The organism is Methanoregula sp. (assembly GCF_028679125.1).
Lineage (GTDB): Archaea > Halobacteriota > Methanomicrobia > Methanomicrobiales > Methanospirillaceae > Methanoregula.
Genome location: NZ_JAJRCG010000009.1, coordinates 30,500 through 44,230, shown reverse-complemented (window position 1 = coordinate 44,230; position 13,731 = coordinate 30,500). Strand labels below are relative to the sequence as shown.

The window sequence follows — 13,731 nt, the reverse complement described above, 5'->3', positions numbered from 1 at the left end:
AGTATTTCTTTCGGGTCTGTTATTGGCCGCTATCCCGAATATAATAATATTTACACTTGGATCTGGCCTTGGCATAACAATTATCGCAAAGAGTGTCCGAACCGTTACGCGGCATAATACCTTCAGGATCGATGGTGATTTTGTCTATTGGGTAATCATATCGACTATCGCATTTTGGATGAGTAGAACTCTTTTACAATTAATCGGGATTGTAAATGGTCTTGAATATTGCTTGCTTGCTGGTACGGGAATATTTATACTCTCCAGTATTTTTCGTACTGTATCCCCACTATCAAAAAAGAAAACTCCGGAGAAACATCAAAGCCATCCAACAAAACCTAGCATCTTCAAAAAACATATTCCTGATTTCTATTTTCCAAAGAGTGGCAATGATAGTTACCTAATAGAAATCCGAATTGTTGACAGGAGATTAAAAACTAAGATCAAAGGACTTGAAGACGAAATAGTCAATGAATTTGGAATTAAGCAATACCGATTTGTACCTCATATTTCTCTTGCTGGGGGACTAAGTACTTCAAATGAGAAACAGCTAATTTCCGTTTTCACAGATCTCTGCTCAAAAACTCCTGTAATGAAATTTCAAATCAAAGGATTCAGTGCATTTGAAGAGCCAAAACGAGTTATTTATTTTGATATCAATCCTTGTGAAAACCTTAAACAATTCAGGTTTGATCTCTCCCAGCGTCTGAAAATATTCTGCAAATTGAAACCCTTTGATTTCGATGGCAAGGAAGAGTTTGTATTTCATTCAACGCTTACTCTGAATGTACCAGAACTAAAATTCAAAAAAATTCAGGAATATGTGAAAAATGAACACTACGATTCATCCGAGTATTTTTATCAGCAGGATTACTATTGTCAAGAACAGTCGCATCCTCGTAGAGTATGATTTTTTCCAGAGACGCTTGCTTACCCGTGAGGAAGCAAAGGATCCGCGTCAATATCACATAACGGAAGATCTATCAAAACAATATTCTGACACGCCATCATTTTTTACCAAAGCAACTATTCCAAGATTTGAACTGGAATCCTCTTTTTTCTTGGTTTCGGACACTCATTTTGATCATAAGAATATCATTGAATATTGTAACCGACCTTTTTCTAGTCTCGAACAGATGAATCAAACAATATTAAAAAACTGGAACTCTATCATAAAGAATAACGAAACAGTTTTTTTCTTAGGGGATATGGCGTGGGGGAAGAAACATCGCCCGATAAGTTATTGGCTGGCTCAACTCAACGGAACGATTCAATTTATTATCGGACCATCTCACGATGAGCCCCGCCCACCCAATTCATATGATTCTGTCGTTTTGAATTACAGGAACCGGGATTTTCTGCTTGTGCATAATCCCCATGATCCTGATCGAATCCCAAAAGATTGGTCTGAATGGATTATCCACGGACACAAGCACAACAACAGTATGGGAAAATATCCGTTCATCAATGGAGAGAATAAAACCATCAATGTAAGTGTAGAGTTGACGGGATACAAACCGGTGAGCATCGATCAAATCCTGGCTCTTGATTTGGATACCATTCAGAAGATGCAGACTATTGATAGCCAACCACTAAGAAAATGAAGAACGCACTTTTCATCGTGATAATTCGAATCCAACGGGGTGAATAATTACGACTGGAGCTTATGATCGGAGAAGGGGGACTGCAATTGTTGATACTTCCAAGGGAATTCTTGTTGTGCGTCAGGGCATTGCACCATTTCTTCTTCCGGGGGGAGGGACAAAAAACAATGAATCAAGAATTGAAGCCGCGATTAGGGAGTTACGGGAAGAGACCGGATTGATTGCATACGAAGTAAAATATCTCTTTACTTTTCATCAATCGAAAGTTTTCTTAATACAAGCAGAGGGTATACCGAAACCACGACATGAGATCTCCCAAATTGGCTATTATTCTTTAGGCTCCTCATTGCCCGTATCGCATAACACGAAGAAAATTATAGAAATGTATTGCACCAGGGAGAAATCATGATCAATTGGATTAGAAAATTTTTTTCCGATTTTAAAGATGGTCAAAAAAAGTATTATTCTGACATCAAATCAATTGAAGAGAAACAAAATCAATATTACAAAAACCGCATCGGGTATGTTGTGGTTTACTTGGGCGAGAGTGGATGGGACTCTCCCCCAACCAAAGAATTTAGTTCAAAAAAAAGAGCATTTACAGAAGCACAGCGAGCCTCATTCCACGAACCTGTTGCGGTTTTTGAAGTAAATCTGAATAATTTCAATTTAGACCTTGGCTATGATCGACTCGGACGTTATGGTGTGCGGAAAGAATGGAACTTCTCATCACAAAATCCCGAAAAATTTCATGAACCACATAAGAGAAGAAAAGCAAACGAGGAATTTGAAGGATATACCCATTTTGTAGTTTATACAATCAGTTATGGGAAAGCCCATAACACTTTTTTCATAACTAACGCTGATGCTCATAATTATGCAAAAAAAGTAGATTGGTGCATTGTTTTTAGAGATGATAATCAGAGGGAAAATGGTGATTGGATTAGTGAATTCGAAAGAGAATTTATTGATATGTCAAACAAGGAATCACGTACAAACTATGAATGGTGGGAATACAACAATGGCCGAATTGTGAAACACCAACAGCCAAAGGTTTCTGAAATATGACCGATCCAAAAAACATCAATGATCCTATTGCATGGGATCAAGCTGGAAGAGAATATGAAACACAGCGGGATTACACTAATGCTATCCGATGTTTTACTCACGCCACTGAATTGAGTCCTGATTATCTTGATGCATGGACACACATAGCATTCCTTTTAATCAAGATGGGATTATTTGAAGAGGCGGAAAAATGTAAAACGCAAATAACAAGAATAAAGGAAAAAGGGTCTGTTGAAACTAAAAAAATTTTAAATGTTGTCAATGTTCAAGAATTACCCCAATCCCCCTCATCGATAAATGCAACCTCCATTAAGGAATCTACTACGCTAAAAGAGATGCACTATGCCGGACTCGATGCTCGTTTTAAGGCATGGATCATTGATGCATTATGCTGGTGGATTTTATTATTTATCTTGTTCATACCCGGAATGCTCATACGCGTAATATTTGGGGTAAATTCAATTATTAATGCAATTTTTGGATTTTTCTTGGTATTCTACATTTTTATTGGAGGTTGGATGATTTTTGCTTGGTTGGAAAGCTCACATTTCAGTGCAACACCTGGAAAAAAAATCATGAATCTTCATGTAACCGATCCAAATGGCAATCGGATTGCTTTTTCTTATTCACTGATAAGGAATTTCATAAAATTCATCCCATTCATCAATATTATTAGTGCATTTTTAATGAATAATAGACCTGAAAAGGAGACAATTCACGATAGTATCGCAAAAACGAGAGTTTTACATGATACCATTGCCGAGGGAGAATTAACAAATGGCTAAGATTCATGGAATTTCCGGAAGTACTCGATATTTACTGAATGGAACTAAACCGATATCAGGAAAAAGACTCACTACATTCGAAGAAGTTATGCATTTTCACAAGAATTATGAAAAAATTCTTGCTGATACAGAACTTACTGTTTCAAAACAAGAAGATGAGATCATCATTTCATTAAGTGAAGAAGAGGAAAAACTTGAAAGCCGGCTTATGGAAGGTCTTTCATATCGAACTGTTGAGGTGGATGCACATATCTCCGAAATACAAATAAACGCCGAGATTGCTGATGGTATTTTCCTGAAATTTAAATATAGAATTCAATATTGGATTGAGGTATCGTTGAGAAACTACAGAATTAATAGCCCTTTTAAACATATCCGAAAAAACCTGCATAATACCAAATCACAAAAAAATCATCACATTGCGCATAAACCACAAGTCATAAAAAATACTTGTAAGAATATCACAGATACACAGAATTTTCTCTCAAATAATTCTTCGTTTGTGATTGGAGCAATGGGAGAAGAATCTGTAATCAACATTCTTGCCCAATTGCCTGATGAATATCATGTACTGAATGATGTAAATCTCTCTTTTCCTAAGTACATTTACTGGAGAGAAAGAAATGAGCATATCAAAACTTGTCAAATTGACCATATCGTCATAGGCCCCACAGGTATTTTTTTAATCGAAACGAAAAAATGGAAAACCTCTGAAATAGGAATAAAAGCAGATGACTTGAAACATCAAATTCGAAGAGCGAGTTATGCACTCTGGTACTACATGAAAGGCCATTATTTTTTTGAGAAAATGCCAAGAGTCCAAAGCGTTCTCGTTTCGATGCATGGTGCCCAGCATGGCCAGAGAATTGATAAGTATATTGATATAGTCTACCCCTCCCGGCTGTGCACATACATTACTTCCAGACAGCCGATCTTATCCGAAGGGGCAATTCATAACTTAATTCGGTTGATTCCCTGTCGTGAAGTGGGATAAAACTTTTTAGACCAGCGCGCCGCAATTATAGAGCGATTGCTCTTGAGTGAAAGCGATTTTAGAACAGTGGCATTTTTTCAGGATACCTATAACCCGCGGGAGGAATGCGAGGGGTGGGATTCGAACCCATGAACGTCTGCACGACTAGGCCCTGAACCTAGCGCCGTTGACCTGGCTTGGCTACCCTCGCGCCTATATTGATTACCCGCCGGATTTAATAAAGGTGAGGTAAAAGATCGGCTCAATCGATCTCTTACACCCTCTTCTGGCCGTTCGATTCGGCCTGGGATTTCTTCATCTCGCGTTCCCGCAACTCGTTCCTGCGGATCTTACCGGAGATGGTCTTGGGAAGGGAATCCACGAACTCAATCGCACGCGGGTACTTGTAAGGCGCAGTGACTTTCTTCACATAGGTCTGGATCTCGCGCACGAGGGTCTCTGATGGCTTGTAATCCGGCTTGAGGATGATGAACGCCTTGACGATCAGGCCACGGATATCATCGGGGGATCCAACAACGGCGGCTTCCTGCACCGCAGGGTGTTCCATCAGGGCACTCTCAACTTCGAACGGGCCGATACGGTATCCCGAAGCCTTGATCACGTCATCGTCCCGGCCAATGAACCAGAGGTAGCCGTCCTTGTCACGGTATGCCTTGTCCCCGGTGTAATACCAGTCACCGGTGAAGGATTTCTGGTTTTCTTCCGGATTGTTCAGGTACTCGCGGAACATGCCAACCGGGCGGGGATTGGTCCGGATCGCGATCCTGCCTTCTTCATTATCCGGAACCGGTTTGCCGTTATCGTCATGCAACTCTATGTGCCAGCCGGGCGAAGGTCTTCCCATGGAACCGAACTTGGGCTGCATGCCGGGGAAGGTTCCCACGCAGAGCACCGTCTCGGTCTGCCCGTACCCTTCGTAGATGGTCAGGCCGGTCGCATCTTTCCATGCCTTGATCACTTCGGGATTGAGCGGTTCCCCTGCACTCACGCAGTGTCGGAGTTCCGAGAAATCAAACTTGTCGAGATCGGCCAGGATCAGCATCCGGTAGATAGTCGGGGGGCAGCAGAAGGTATTGATCCCGTATTTTTCTATCAGGGGAAGTACCTCGGTCGCATTGAACCGGCCACGGATATCATAGACAAAGAACGCTGCACCTTCGAGCCACTGGCCGTAGAACTTACCCCACGCGCTCTTTGCCCACCCGGTATCGGAGAGCGTGAAGTGGAGATCGGTTGACCGCACATCATGCCAGTACCGCACGGTGATGATGTGCCCCAGCGGGTAACTGTGGTCATGCAGCACCATCTTGGGTTCCCCGGTGGTGCCGGAGGTAAAGAAGATCACCAGCGGATCGGTGCTCCGGGTCTTCTTGGTTCCCGGCATGGTGACCAGTTTCGCCGAGACCGGAGCCGGGTAATCCAGCTCCACCGGATAACTGATCCAGCCATCGCGCTTCCCGTCAATCATCAGCCGGCACGTGAGGGAAGGGCAGTCCTTTATGATCGCATCGATCGTATCGGCATGCTCCATATCCGTGATGACCATCTTGATCTCGGCAAGGTTGATCCGGTATTTCAGGTCTTTTGCGGTGAGCATCGTGGGAGCGGGACAGTACACTGCACCACGCTTGATAAGGGCGAGGGTGGAGGTCCACCATTCAGGAACGCGGGGGAGCATGATCAGGACACGGTCCCCTTTGTTGACACCGTACTTGATCAGCATGTTCACGATCTGGTTGGAGAGGCGCATCAGGTCCCAGAACGTGAACTTCTTCTCCTCGCCCTTCTGGTTCACCCAGATCATTGCCAGACGGTTCCGGTCTTTCAGTGCCCAGGCATCAACGACATCGAACCCGAAATTGAAATACTCGGGAACATCGATGTGGAAGTCCTTGTATACAGTATCATAGTCCCCGATATTATGGTGGTCTTTACCCGGAGCCGGCACGATTACCGGCAGCGTGGAAGGACGTGCGGTACCGGACGATACGGCAAGTTTTTCCTCGCACACATCGCTGATCCATTCGGACCGTGACATTTTTTCTTCTTTGGCAGAATTGTCAATCGAATCTGCCAGGGAATCATCCATTGTGATGGAGTATCGCACCATAGGGATCCATTTGGTGGTGCACTTATTACAGTTTTCGTTTTAAGTGCACCACATTATCGGAAAAGTGCCCAGAACCATGAACGCCCACGCAGGTTCCACGATGAAATAACAGAGACACCAGAATCGGGGTTTCACAAAAAAGATGCTGACCGGTGAACCGGGATTATTTCTGGTTCACGTATTTTTTCAGTTCGGCAGCCCGGAGCTCATTACGCTTGATCTTCCCGGAGATTGTCTTGGGGAGCTCCGTGACAAACTCGATCTCCCGGGGATATTTGTACGGTGCGGTGGTGCTCTTGACATAATTCTTGATCTCGCGGACCAGCGATTCGGAAGGATCGTACCCTTTGTTGAGGACCACGAATGCCTTGACAATCAGGCCACGGATCCGGTCGGGCGAACCGACCACGGCCGCTTCCTGCACCGCCGGGTGCTCCAGCAGGGCGCTCTCGACCTCGAACGGCCCGATGCGGTACCCTGAACTCTTGATCACATCATCGCTGCGCCCGACAAACCAGAAGTACCCGTCCTCGTCATAGTACGCCTTGTCGCCGGTATAATACCAGCCATTGACAAAGGATTTCCTGTTCTCTTCCGGGTTGTCGATGTATTCGACAAAAAGTCCCGGGGGCTTGGGCTTGCAGGATATGGCAATGCGTCCCTCCTCGTGAGGACCCAGCGGTTTCCCGTCATCATCGTGGAGCTCGACCTTCCATCCCGGGGAAGGTTTTCCCATGGAGCCCGGGCGGGGGTCGACACAGGGGAACGAGGCAAGACAGCAGACCGTCTCGGTCTGGCCATATCCCTCACAGATCGTGAGACCCGTTCCTTCCTTCCAGACCCGGATCACCTCAGGATTGAGCGGTTCGCCGGCACTGGTGCAGTGGCGCAGCGAGGAGAGATCGAACCGTTCCAGGTCGGCCAGGATCAGCATCCGGTAGATGGTGGGCGGGCAGCAGAAGGTGGTGATCTGGTATTTCTCCAGCAGGGGAAGGACTTCGGTTGCCTGGAATTTCCCGGTGAAATGGTACACAAAGAGGCATGCCCCCTCTATCCACTGGCCGAAGATCTTGCCCCACGCACATTTTGCCCAGCCGGTATCGGAGACCGTGAAGTGCAGGTCGTTGTGCCGGAGATCCTGCCAGAGTCTTGCAGTGACGGTGTGCCCGAGCGGGTACCCGTTGTTATGGAGCACCATCTTCGGCTCGCCCGTGGTGCCGGACGTGAAATAGATCAGCATCGGGTCGGTACTTTTCGTCTTGCGATCATCCGGAATGCTGACTGAACGGTGGGAGACCGGTGCCGGGTAGAGCAGTTCGTACGGGAAACTTGCCCAGCCGGGAAGTTCCCCGTCAGCCAGCATCCTGGCGGTGAGGGTCGGGCACTCGTTACAGATCTCCTCGACCTTAGAGGAATTCTCCAGGTCGGTGATGATCAGCCTGAATTTTCCCATGTTCACGCGGTACTTGATATCACGGGGGGTCAGCATCGTCGGGCATGGTGCAAAGACTGCCCCGAGTTTGATGAGCGCTATCGCAAAGATCCACCACTCCGGGATACGCGGGAGCATAACCAGGACACGGTCGCCCTTGTTTATCCCGTACTTCAGGAGGATATTGGCTGCCTTGTTGGAGAGATTGGCAAGATCCAGGAAACTATATTTCTTCTCTTCACCCTGCTGGTTTACCCAGATCATGGCGAGCTTGTTGCGATCCTTCTTTGCCCACGCATCGATCACGTCGAATCCGAAATTATAGTATTCCGGGACCGTGATGGAGAAGTGTTCGCACATCTTCCCGTATCCGTCCGCTGCATGCCCGGTCTTCTTCATAGAATCGGATAGTATGTTACATCCGGTTCTTCATCAATCTGTCTTTTTTTGGCCTGCAACCGGATTCCTGCCGGCCACCGGGGTATTGTGACGGGATCGGATCCGGGTTACCTGCCATAAAAAACAGGAATATCTCGTCATCACAGGGATAAGGAAGGAACATAAAGGTTCTCCATTAGTATTATGATTCACGGAAAATCATAGTATAGTGGATGGAAGATAAGAAGTACGCTTCATTGAAAATTGAGAACATCGTAGCCTCCGGCGTTATTGCTGAATCCATTGACCTCGCCGAAGTCTCCAGCAGGATCAAGAGCTGCGAACTCAATACGAAACGGTTCCCCGGTGCAGTCTACCGTATCGAGAATCCCAAGATTGCCTCCCTGATCTTTTCTTCGGGCAAGATTGTGCTGACCGGCGGCCGTAACGATAAGGCACTGAGTGACGGTCTTGCGATCATCATGAAAAACCTCAAAGAAGCCGGCGTTGACACGCTCGAGAAGCCCAACGTGGCAGTCACCAACATCGTCTGCTCATACGATATCGGCAAATACATCAATCTCAACAAGGTTGTCATCACCTTGAACCTTGAGAATATCGAGTACGAGCCCGAACAGTTTCCCGGCCTCGTCTACCGCATCAAGGAACCCAAGATCGTTGCGCTTCTCTTCTCCTCAGGAAAGATCATCCTCACAGGGGGCAAGACCATCGAGGACATCAAGAAAGGCCTCGACTTCCTCGAGAAGAAGCTCGAAAGCATACTGTAATTTCAATAATTTCAATAATTCCGTTATCAGTTCTTTTTTTCAAGAGAATCTCCAAAAATACGTTATGCCCAGTACCGGTGCGTCTGGACAAAGGTCCGTTCGGCCTTGAGGATCTCCCGGTAGAATGCATCATCTTCAGTCAGCGTTGCAAGTATGCGGGATGCATTCTCGGGCCCGACACCGCGTGCCGAGAGGGCGATGATGGCTTTCTTTCCGCTGGAGAGGACGATGTTCGCGTTCTTCATGAGCCGCTGCTCCGTTGCCCGCTCTTCCGCATTCTTCTTGGGTTTTTTCAGGAGGGCATACTGTTCTTCCTCATAGGGTTTGAGTGCGGCAATAAGCCGGGCACCGCATTTCGGGCATTGGGGGTGATCGTCCACCCGGGAGACGACCGTGCGGCTCTTCCAGTCCCGGCAGTTCATACAGGCCAGCAGCACATCATCCTGGCTGAGCCGGCGCTTCAGGGTAGCAAGCACGGCACTGTCAGCGGTGGGCGGCGGGATCTGGTCGCGGGAGGAGAGGAGTCCCCCGGCCCCGATCAGCGAGAGGGGGCCCAGTTCCACACGGATCTTCCCGGACTGTACGAGGCTTACAATTCCCGCAGCAGTATCGATGTCCATGTACTCCGAGAGCAGCTCGCGGTACGCTTCCTGCTGGACAACCGTGTTATCGAAGAAATCGAGCAGGCGCTGGATACTGATACGCTCGTAATCGGCATCAGGGTCGATAGCGCCGAACTTCTTTGCGATCTGGACCAGTTTCCACTTGAAAAGCGCAGTCCTTTTCAGGGCAAGCTTGAGGATACCGGGCATGTGCGCCGGGTCGAGCGAGAGAAGGATGTCCCGGATGTCCGCGGCACGGATTGAGAAGGGGAGGCGCAGGAGCATGCGGTACGCATCCAGTTCAAGACCAACGGTTGTCCCGTAGCGGGCGGATACCAGGATCGATATGACACGCCCGAGCGCCTCGTTGGCCTTGTGGCCGGCACAGACATTGCAGACAACCCCATCCTCGGTATTTTCGAGCGTGATCAGTTCATCGGTGGGGACAAGCGATCGGTTCCTGTCCATCTCGCGCAGGAATCCTTCGGCATAGGAAAGACCGTCGGGTTCCGGGTGATATGCCGCAATGTCCCGCGTCCGCCGCATCATACCCGCCTCCTGTGCAACCGGGAACGGTACCGGGATCTGCTCCCCTTCCCAGGAGGGCAGTTCGCCAATAGCCTTCTTTGCCGGCTCTACGGTAAGTCTGCCATCGGCGATCTCCAGTACGCGCCAGAGCTGGCCCTTGGTGATGAAGACAACGCCGGTGTGCACCCAGCCGACAACGAACGATTCATCCAGCGTCCCGACCGTGCGCCGGGAAACGATGTCGAAGATCGGCACCTTGCGCTCATCATGGATCATCGAGAGGTTGCCCGCGAGATAACGCCGGGCCCGTGCTGTAGTGATAATGCGGCTCCCGTCAATCCGGATAAGGCGGTGATCCTCCATCTGCCGGCAGACATCGTCAAGGAGAGTACCGCAGTCAGGATAGAGCGATGTCCGCTCGCAGATCTCCCTGATCTTCGAACGCTCGATCTCGCCATACTCAACTGCAATAGCAGCCACCTGGTTTGCCAGAACATCCGCTGCATGCCGGGGAGGCGTGACACGCTCGATCTCGTTTGCCCGGGCCTTCTTCGCAATGACGAGAGATTCCAGGAGATCATCGAACCCGGTTGCAAGGATCGTCCCGCGGGATATGGTGTTGAGCTGGTGGCCGGCCCGGCCAACCCGCTGGACAAGGCGGGCAACCTCGCGGGGAGAGCCGAACTGGATGACATGATCCACGCGGCCGATATCAATGCCCAGTTCCATGGACGAAGTGCAGATGAGTGTTCGGATCTCGCCTTTCTTGAACCGATCCTCGGCATCGATCCGGACTTCCCTGGAGAGCGACCCGTGGTGCACTTCTACATCGCCATGCGAGAAGAGTGCATGACCGAGTGCTTCGGCTGTCACCCTCGTGTTGACAAAGATGAGCGTCGATCCCTCGCATTTGAGATGTTTTTTGAGGACTTCGGTCTGGTGTCGGAAATCATCGCCAACGTACTGCACGGAGAGTTCCAGCTGCTTTGCCACCGGCACCTGGACAATGGAACAGGGCCGGGCACCGCAGAGGTATCCCGCGATATCCTCCGGGTTCCCGACCGTTGCTGACAGGCCGATACGCTGGAACTCGCCGGCATACACGTGGAGCCGCTCGAGCCCCACTGCAAGCTGGGCCCCCCGCTTGCTGCCGGCCAGCTCGTGAATTTCATCAACGATAACGTACTTCACGTGGGCCAGGTGCTGCCGGAGCCGTTTCCCCATGAAGAGCGCCTGGAATGTCTCGGGGGTTGTGATCAGCAGGTCCGGGGGTGAGAGCGCCTGTTTGCGCCGTTCCCCCATGGGCGTATCTCCGTGCCTGACCCCGACGGTAAGACCGAGCTCTGCGCACCACCACTGCATGCGGGAGAGGATGTCGCGGTTCAGCGATCGCAGCGGCGTGATATAGAGCGCCTTGAACCCTCCCCCGCCGGGCAGCGAGAGGAGACCGTTGAAGACCGGGAACATTGCGCTCTCGGTCTTGCCGGTGCCGGTCGGGGCGATAAGGACGATATGTTTCCCGTCAAGGATAAGGGGGATTGCCTGCTTCTGGGCATCCGAGAGGGAGGTGAAGCCGCGTTTTTTGATGCAGGCAAGGACCCGGGGGTCCAGCCGTTCAGTCGTCTTCATCGAGATTCAGTGCACTCACAGGGCCGATGAGTGTCCCATCGGCAAGGATGATCTCTGCACGGTCCGCATTCATGCTCCGCGAGAGCGGCGAGAAGGGATCTTTGAGGATTTTCACAATATCATAACCGGCCAGCTCGTTGAACGCAGGCATGAACAGGACACGCGTCTTTCCGGGAGAACCCGGGGGAACCGGCACGCCATGCTCGCCCGGTTCGATATCCGCACGGATGTATGCCGGTGCCTGCATGGCATACCCCACCTCGTCCCGGAGGGAGATGAGCGGATGGTGGTGGCCGATAACCATGAGGTTCCCGAACAGGGACGGCGCCGGGTTCATGTGCCCGTGCAGGTATGCCACCCCGTCCACCAGTGCCCCGTCCCGGGGTCGGAGCTCTTCCTCGCGAACGAATCGTTCGATACCGATGTCGTGGTTCCCGGGGAAGACGATGAGCGGGACCCGGGCGCGGAGGGCATCAAGGATGCCGGGCATCTCGTAATATTCCTGCCGGGTGAGGGAGGGGATGCTGTGCTTGATGTCCCCCAGAAGGACGAGAGCATCCGGGTCTGCAAGGTCAATGACCCGCATCAGCCGTTCCAGCCGCCCGGCACTCCGGCTCCTGAAGTGCAGGCCATGCGCAGCAAGATCCGCCTCGATCCCGAAATGGAGATCGGCAACAATGAGCAGGCGCTGTTCCCCCTCGATAACGAGCGCGGGACCTTCGCTGATAAATTCAAGGTTCATAGCAGTTTGACATATCCTTTCTGGGGCTGGTAGCACTCGTCGTCCATGATGAGCGATTCCACCGCGGCCAGCACATCTTCCTTCTTCATCCCTTTTGAAGCAAGGGTATCGATGAGTTCTTCTACGGCAATTCCCCGGGGTCCTGCAGTGGACTGCACCAGTTCCATCACAATCTGGCGCATCTCCTCCTGTCCGGGCGGGGGTGCAAGGGGTTCCTGCGGGCGCACTCCCTGCACAACGCCTTCAACCATACCGGTCATCTCCCGTATACAGGCAATGTCAGGGGAATAATGCCGGGCCGCACGCAGGATCTGCTCGTCCGTGCAGGTTCCGGTGACGGCCTGGTGCACCAGCTCAAGCCGGCGCAGCGTGTATTCCGCAGTGATGAGAAAGAGCCGGTCACGGTACGGGCGGTCGATCGCCTGCACGGTCTCCGGGCGGATGGAGAGGATGCAGTTACCGTTCCGCTGGTACATCTGGGCAGTTCCCTGTACCGCCACAAACGAGGGGACCGGGATCTTCTGGAGGGAAAGAACCAGTTGTGCGTTCCTCCCATTACAGACCACATCGAATGCGCCGGTGGGGTCGGCCATCCGGCACCGGATCATATCGCCGCTTTCGGTTATTTCAGTCAGGGCTCCGGAAATGTACACCTGCCGGCACCATGCCCCGCCCGGGGTCACGACCCACCCCGGGGTACCCGGATCCGGTGATGGCACAAAGAGTGACGACCGCGAGAACTCCCCGGCAAATACCCTGACCGCTCCTTCCATAATCCGTTACAGAATTGTTGGGCGGAGAACTTCAAGATATAGCCCGTGACATGGGCGTGCGGATTGCCAGGGCAATGATCGTTGTATCCGGGTTCTTCTCTTTTGAAAAGTCAGGTTTTTTGCTGACGCATGGAAAAAAACCTGTACTGGCAGATCATCCGGGATATTTTCCCGGCGGACATGGTTGTTAAGCGCAGTCCGGGTATCAGACACGGAGATTCTGGAAAAGGATTCCGAATTTTGGATTTGTTAACAAAAATCTGCTCTGCAGAAATCATTTCGAAATGCTAACGCTCCC

Annotated in this window: 12 protein-coding genes and 1 tRNA gene; 7 read left to right on the top strand and 6 right to left on the bottom strand. The window is 50.3% G+C overall.

Annotated features, from left to right (window positions below):
* Positions 1-178: 178 nt before the first annotated feature.
* From LUQ43_RS07870 to LUQ43_RS07850, 6 genes are read left to right on the top strand one after another with little or no spacing between them, the layout of a single operon-like run.
* Entirely contained in the window at positions 179-910 is a 732-nt protein-coding gene (locus LUQ43_RS07870; protein ID WP_299966005.1) for a 2'-5' RNA ligase family protein, read from the top strand.
* Entirely contained in the window at positions 831-1,604 is a 774-nt protein-coding gene (locus LUQ43_RS07865) for a hypothetical protein (RefSeq protein ID WP_299966003.1), read from the top strand. Before LUQ43_RS07870 ends, LUQ43_RS07865 begins: the two co-directional genes overlap by 80 nt.
* 43 nt (positions 1,605-1,647) lie before the next feature.
* Positions 1,648-2,013 (top strand): NUDIX domain-containing protein, encoded by a 366-nt coding sequence (locus LUQ43_RS13400; RefSeq protein ID WP_363318505.1) that lies wholly within the window; start codon positions 1,648-1,650, stop codon positions 2,011-2,013.
* Complete coding sequence (locus tag LUQ43_RS07860; protein ID WP_299966001.1) at positions 2,010-2,672, top strand: hypothetical protein; 663 nt, start codon at positions 2,010-2,012, stop codon at positions 2,670-2,672. The genes LUQ43_RS13400 and LUQ43_RS07860 overlap by 4 nt, the downstream gene beginning before the upstream one ends.
* The gene (locus LUQ43_RS07855) at positions 2,669-3,457 is read left to right on the top strand and encodes an RDD family protein (RefSeq protein WP_299965998.1); all 789 of its coding nucleotides are present in this window, start codon (positions 2,669-2,671) and stop codon (positions 3,455-3,457) included. The genes LUQ43_RS07860 and LUQ43_RS07855 overlap by 4 nt, the downstream gene beginning before the upstream one ends.
* The gene (locus tag LUQ43_RS07850) at positions 3,450-4,451 is read left to right on the top strand and encodes a nuclease-related domain-containing protein (RefSeq protein WP_299965995.1); all 1,002 of its coding nucleotides are present in this window, start codon (positions 3,450-3,452) and stop codon (positions 4,449-4,451) included. The genes LUQ43_RS07855 and LUQ43_RS07850 overlap by 8 nt, the downstream gene beginning before the upstream one ends.
* 105 nt (positions 4,452-4,556) lie before the next feature.
* Here LUQ43_RS07850 and LUQ43_RS07845 read toward each other — a convergent pair.
* From LUQ43_RS07845 to LUQ43_RS07835, 3 genes are all read right to left on the bottom strand, one after another.
* Positions 4,557-4,641 (bottom strand) — tRNA-Leu (locus LUQ43_RS07845).
* A 63-nt stretch (positions 4,642-4,704) separates the two neighbouring features.
* Positions 4,705-6,561, bottom strand: a complete 1,857-nt coding sequence (locus LUQ43_RS07840) for an AMP-binding protein (protein ID WP_299965992.1) — start codon at positions 6,559-6,561, stop codon at positions 4,705-4,707.
* A 163-nt stretch (positions 6,562-6,724) separates the two neighbouring features.
* Positions 6,725-8,392 carry an AMP-binding protein gene (locus tag LUQ43_RS07835; protein ID WP_299965989.1) on the bottom strand — a complete coding sequence of 556 codons (1,668 nt, stop codon included), beginning with the start codon at positions 8,390-8,392 and terminating at the stop codon, positions 6,725-6,727.
* 212 nt (positions 8,393-8,604) lie between these two features.
* Between LUQ43_RS07835 and LUQ43_RS07830 the strand changes: the two genes are divergently transcribed.
* Positions 8,605-9,159: a TATA-box-binding protein gene (locus LUQ43_RS07830; RefSeq protein WP_299965986.1), complete on the top strand. Its 555-nt coding sequence runs from the start codon at positions 8,605-8,607 to the stop codon at positions 9,157-9,159.
* Between the two features lie 62 nt (positions 9,160-9,221).
* On the opposite strand, the gene LUQ43_RS07825 is transcribed toward LUQ43_RS07830, so the two are convergent.
* The 3 genes from LUQ43_RS07825 to LUQ43_RS07815 are packed head-to-tail and all read right to left on the bottom strand — an operon-like array spanning position 9,222 to position 13,433.
* On the bottom strand, positions 9,222-11,918 hold the full coding sequence (locus tag LUQ43_RS07825; protein WP_299965983.1) for a DEAD/DEAH box helicase: 2,697 nt from the start codon (positions 11,916-11,918) through the stop codon (positions 9,222-9,224).
* On the bottom strand, positions 11,905-12,660 hold the full coding sequence (locus tag LUQ43_RS07820; RefSeq protein WP_299965981.1) for a metallophosphoesterase: 756 nt from the start codon (positions 12,658-12,660) through the stop codon (positions 11,905-11,907). Before LUQ43_RS07820 ends, LUQ43_RS07825 begins: the two co-directional genes overlap by 14 nt.
* Complete coding sequence (locus tag LUQ43_RS07815) at positions 12,657-13,433, bottom strand: hypothetical protein (protein ID WP_299965978.1); 777 nt, start codon at positions 13,431-13,433, stop codon at positions 12,657-12,659. Before LUQ43_RS07815 ends, LUQ43_RS07820 begins: the two co-directional genes overlap by 4 nt.
* Positions 13,434-13,731 lie beyond the last annotated feature (298 nt).

Bases quoted from the DNA above. Each gene is read 5' to 3' on its own strand.
- LUQ43_RS07870 (WP_299966005.1), top strand. From the start codon at position 179: ATGAGTAGAACTCTTTTACAATTAATCGGGATTGTAAATGGTCTTGAA.
- LUQ43_RS07865 (WP_299966003.1), top strand. From the start codon at position 831: ATGAACACTACGATTCATCCGAGTATTTTTATCAGCAGGATTACTATT.
- LUQ43_RS07860 (WP_299966001.1), top strand. From the start codon at position 2,010: ATGATCAATTGGATTAGAAAATTTTTTTCCGATTTTAAAGATGGTCAA.
- LUQ43_RS07855 (WP_299965998.1), top strand. From the start codon at position 2,669: ATGACCGATCCAAAAAACATCAATGATCCTATTGCATGGGATCAAGCT.
- LUQ43_RS07850 (WP_299965995.1), top strand. From the start codon at position 3,450: ATGGCTAAGATTCATGGAATTTCCGGAAGTACTCGATATTTACTGAAT.
- LUQ43_RS07840 (WP_299965992.1), bottom strand. From the start codon at position 6,561: ATGGTGCGATACTCCATCACAATGGATGATTCCCTGGCAGATTCGATT.
- LUQ43_RS07835 (WP_299965989.1), bottom strand. From the start codon at position 8,392: ATGAAGAAGACCGGGCATGCAGCGGACGGATACGGGAAGATGTGCGAA.
- LUQ43_RS07830 (WP_299965986.1), top strand. From the start codon at position 8,605: ATGGAAGATAAGAAGTACGCTTCATTGAAAATTGAGAACATCGTAGCC.
- LUQ43_RS07825 (WP_299965983.1), bottom strand. From the start codon at position 11,918: ATGAAGACGACTGAACGGCTGGACCCCCGGGTCCTTGCCTGCATCAAA.
- LUQ43_RS07820 (WP_299965981.1), bottom strand. From the start codon at position 12,660: ATGAACCTTGAATTTATCAGCGAAGGTCCCGCGCTCGTTATCGAGGGG.
- LUQ43_RS07815 (WP_299965978.1), bottom strand. From the start codon at position 13,433: ATGGAAGGAGCGGTCAGGGTATTTGCCGGGGAGTTCTCGCGGTCGTCA.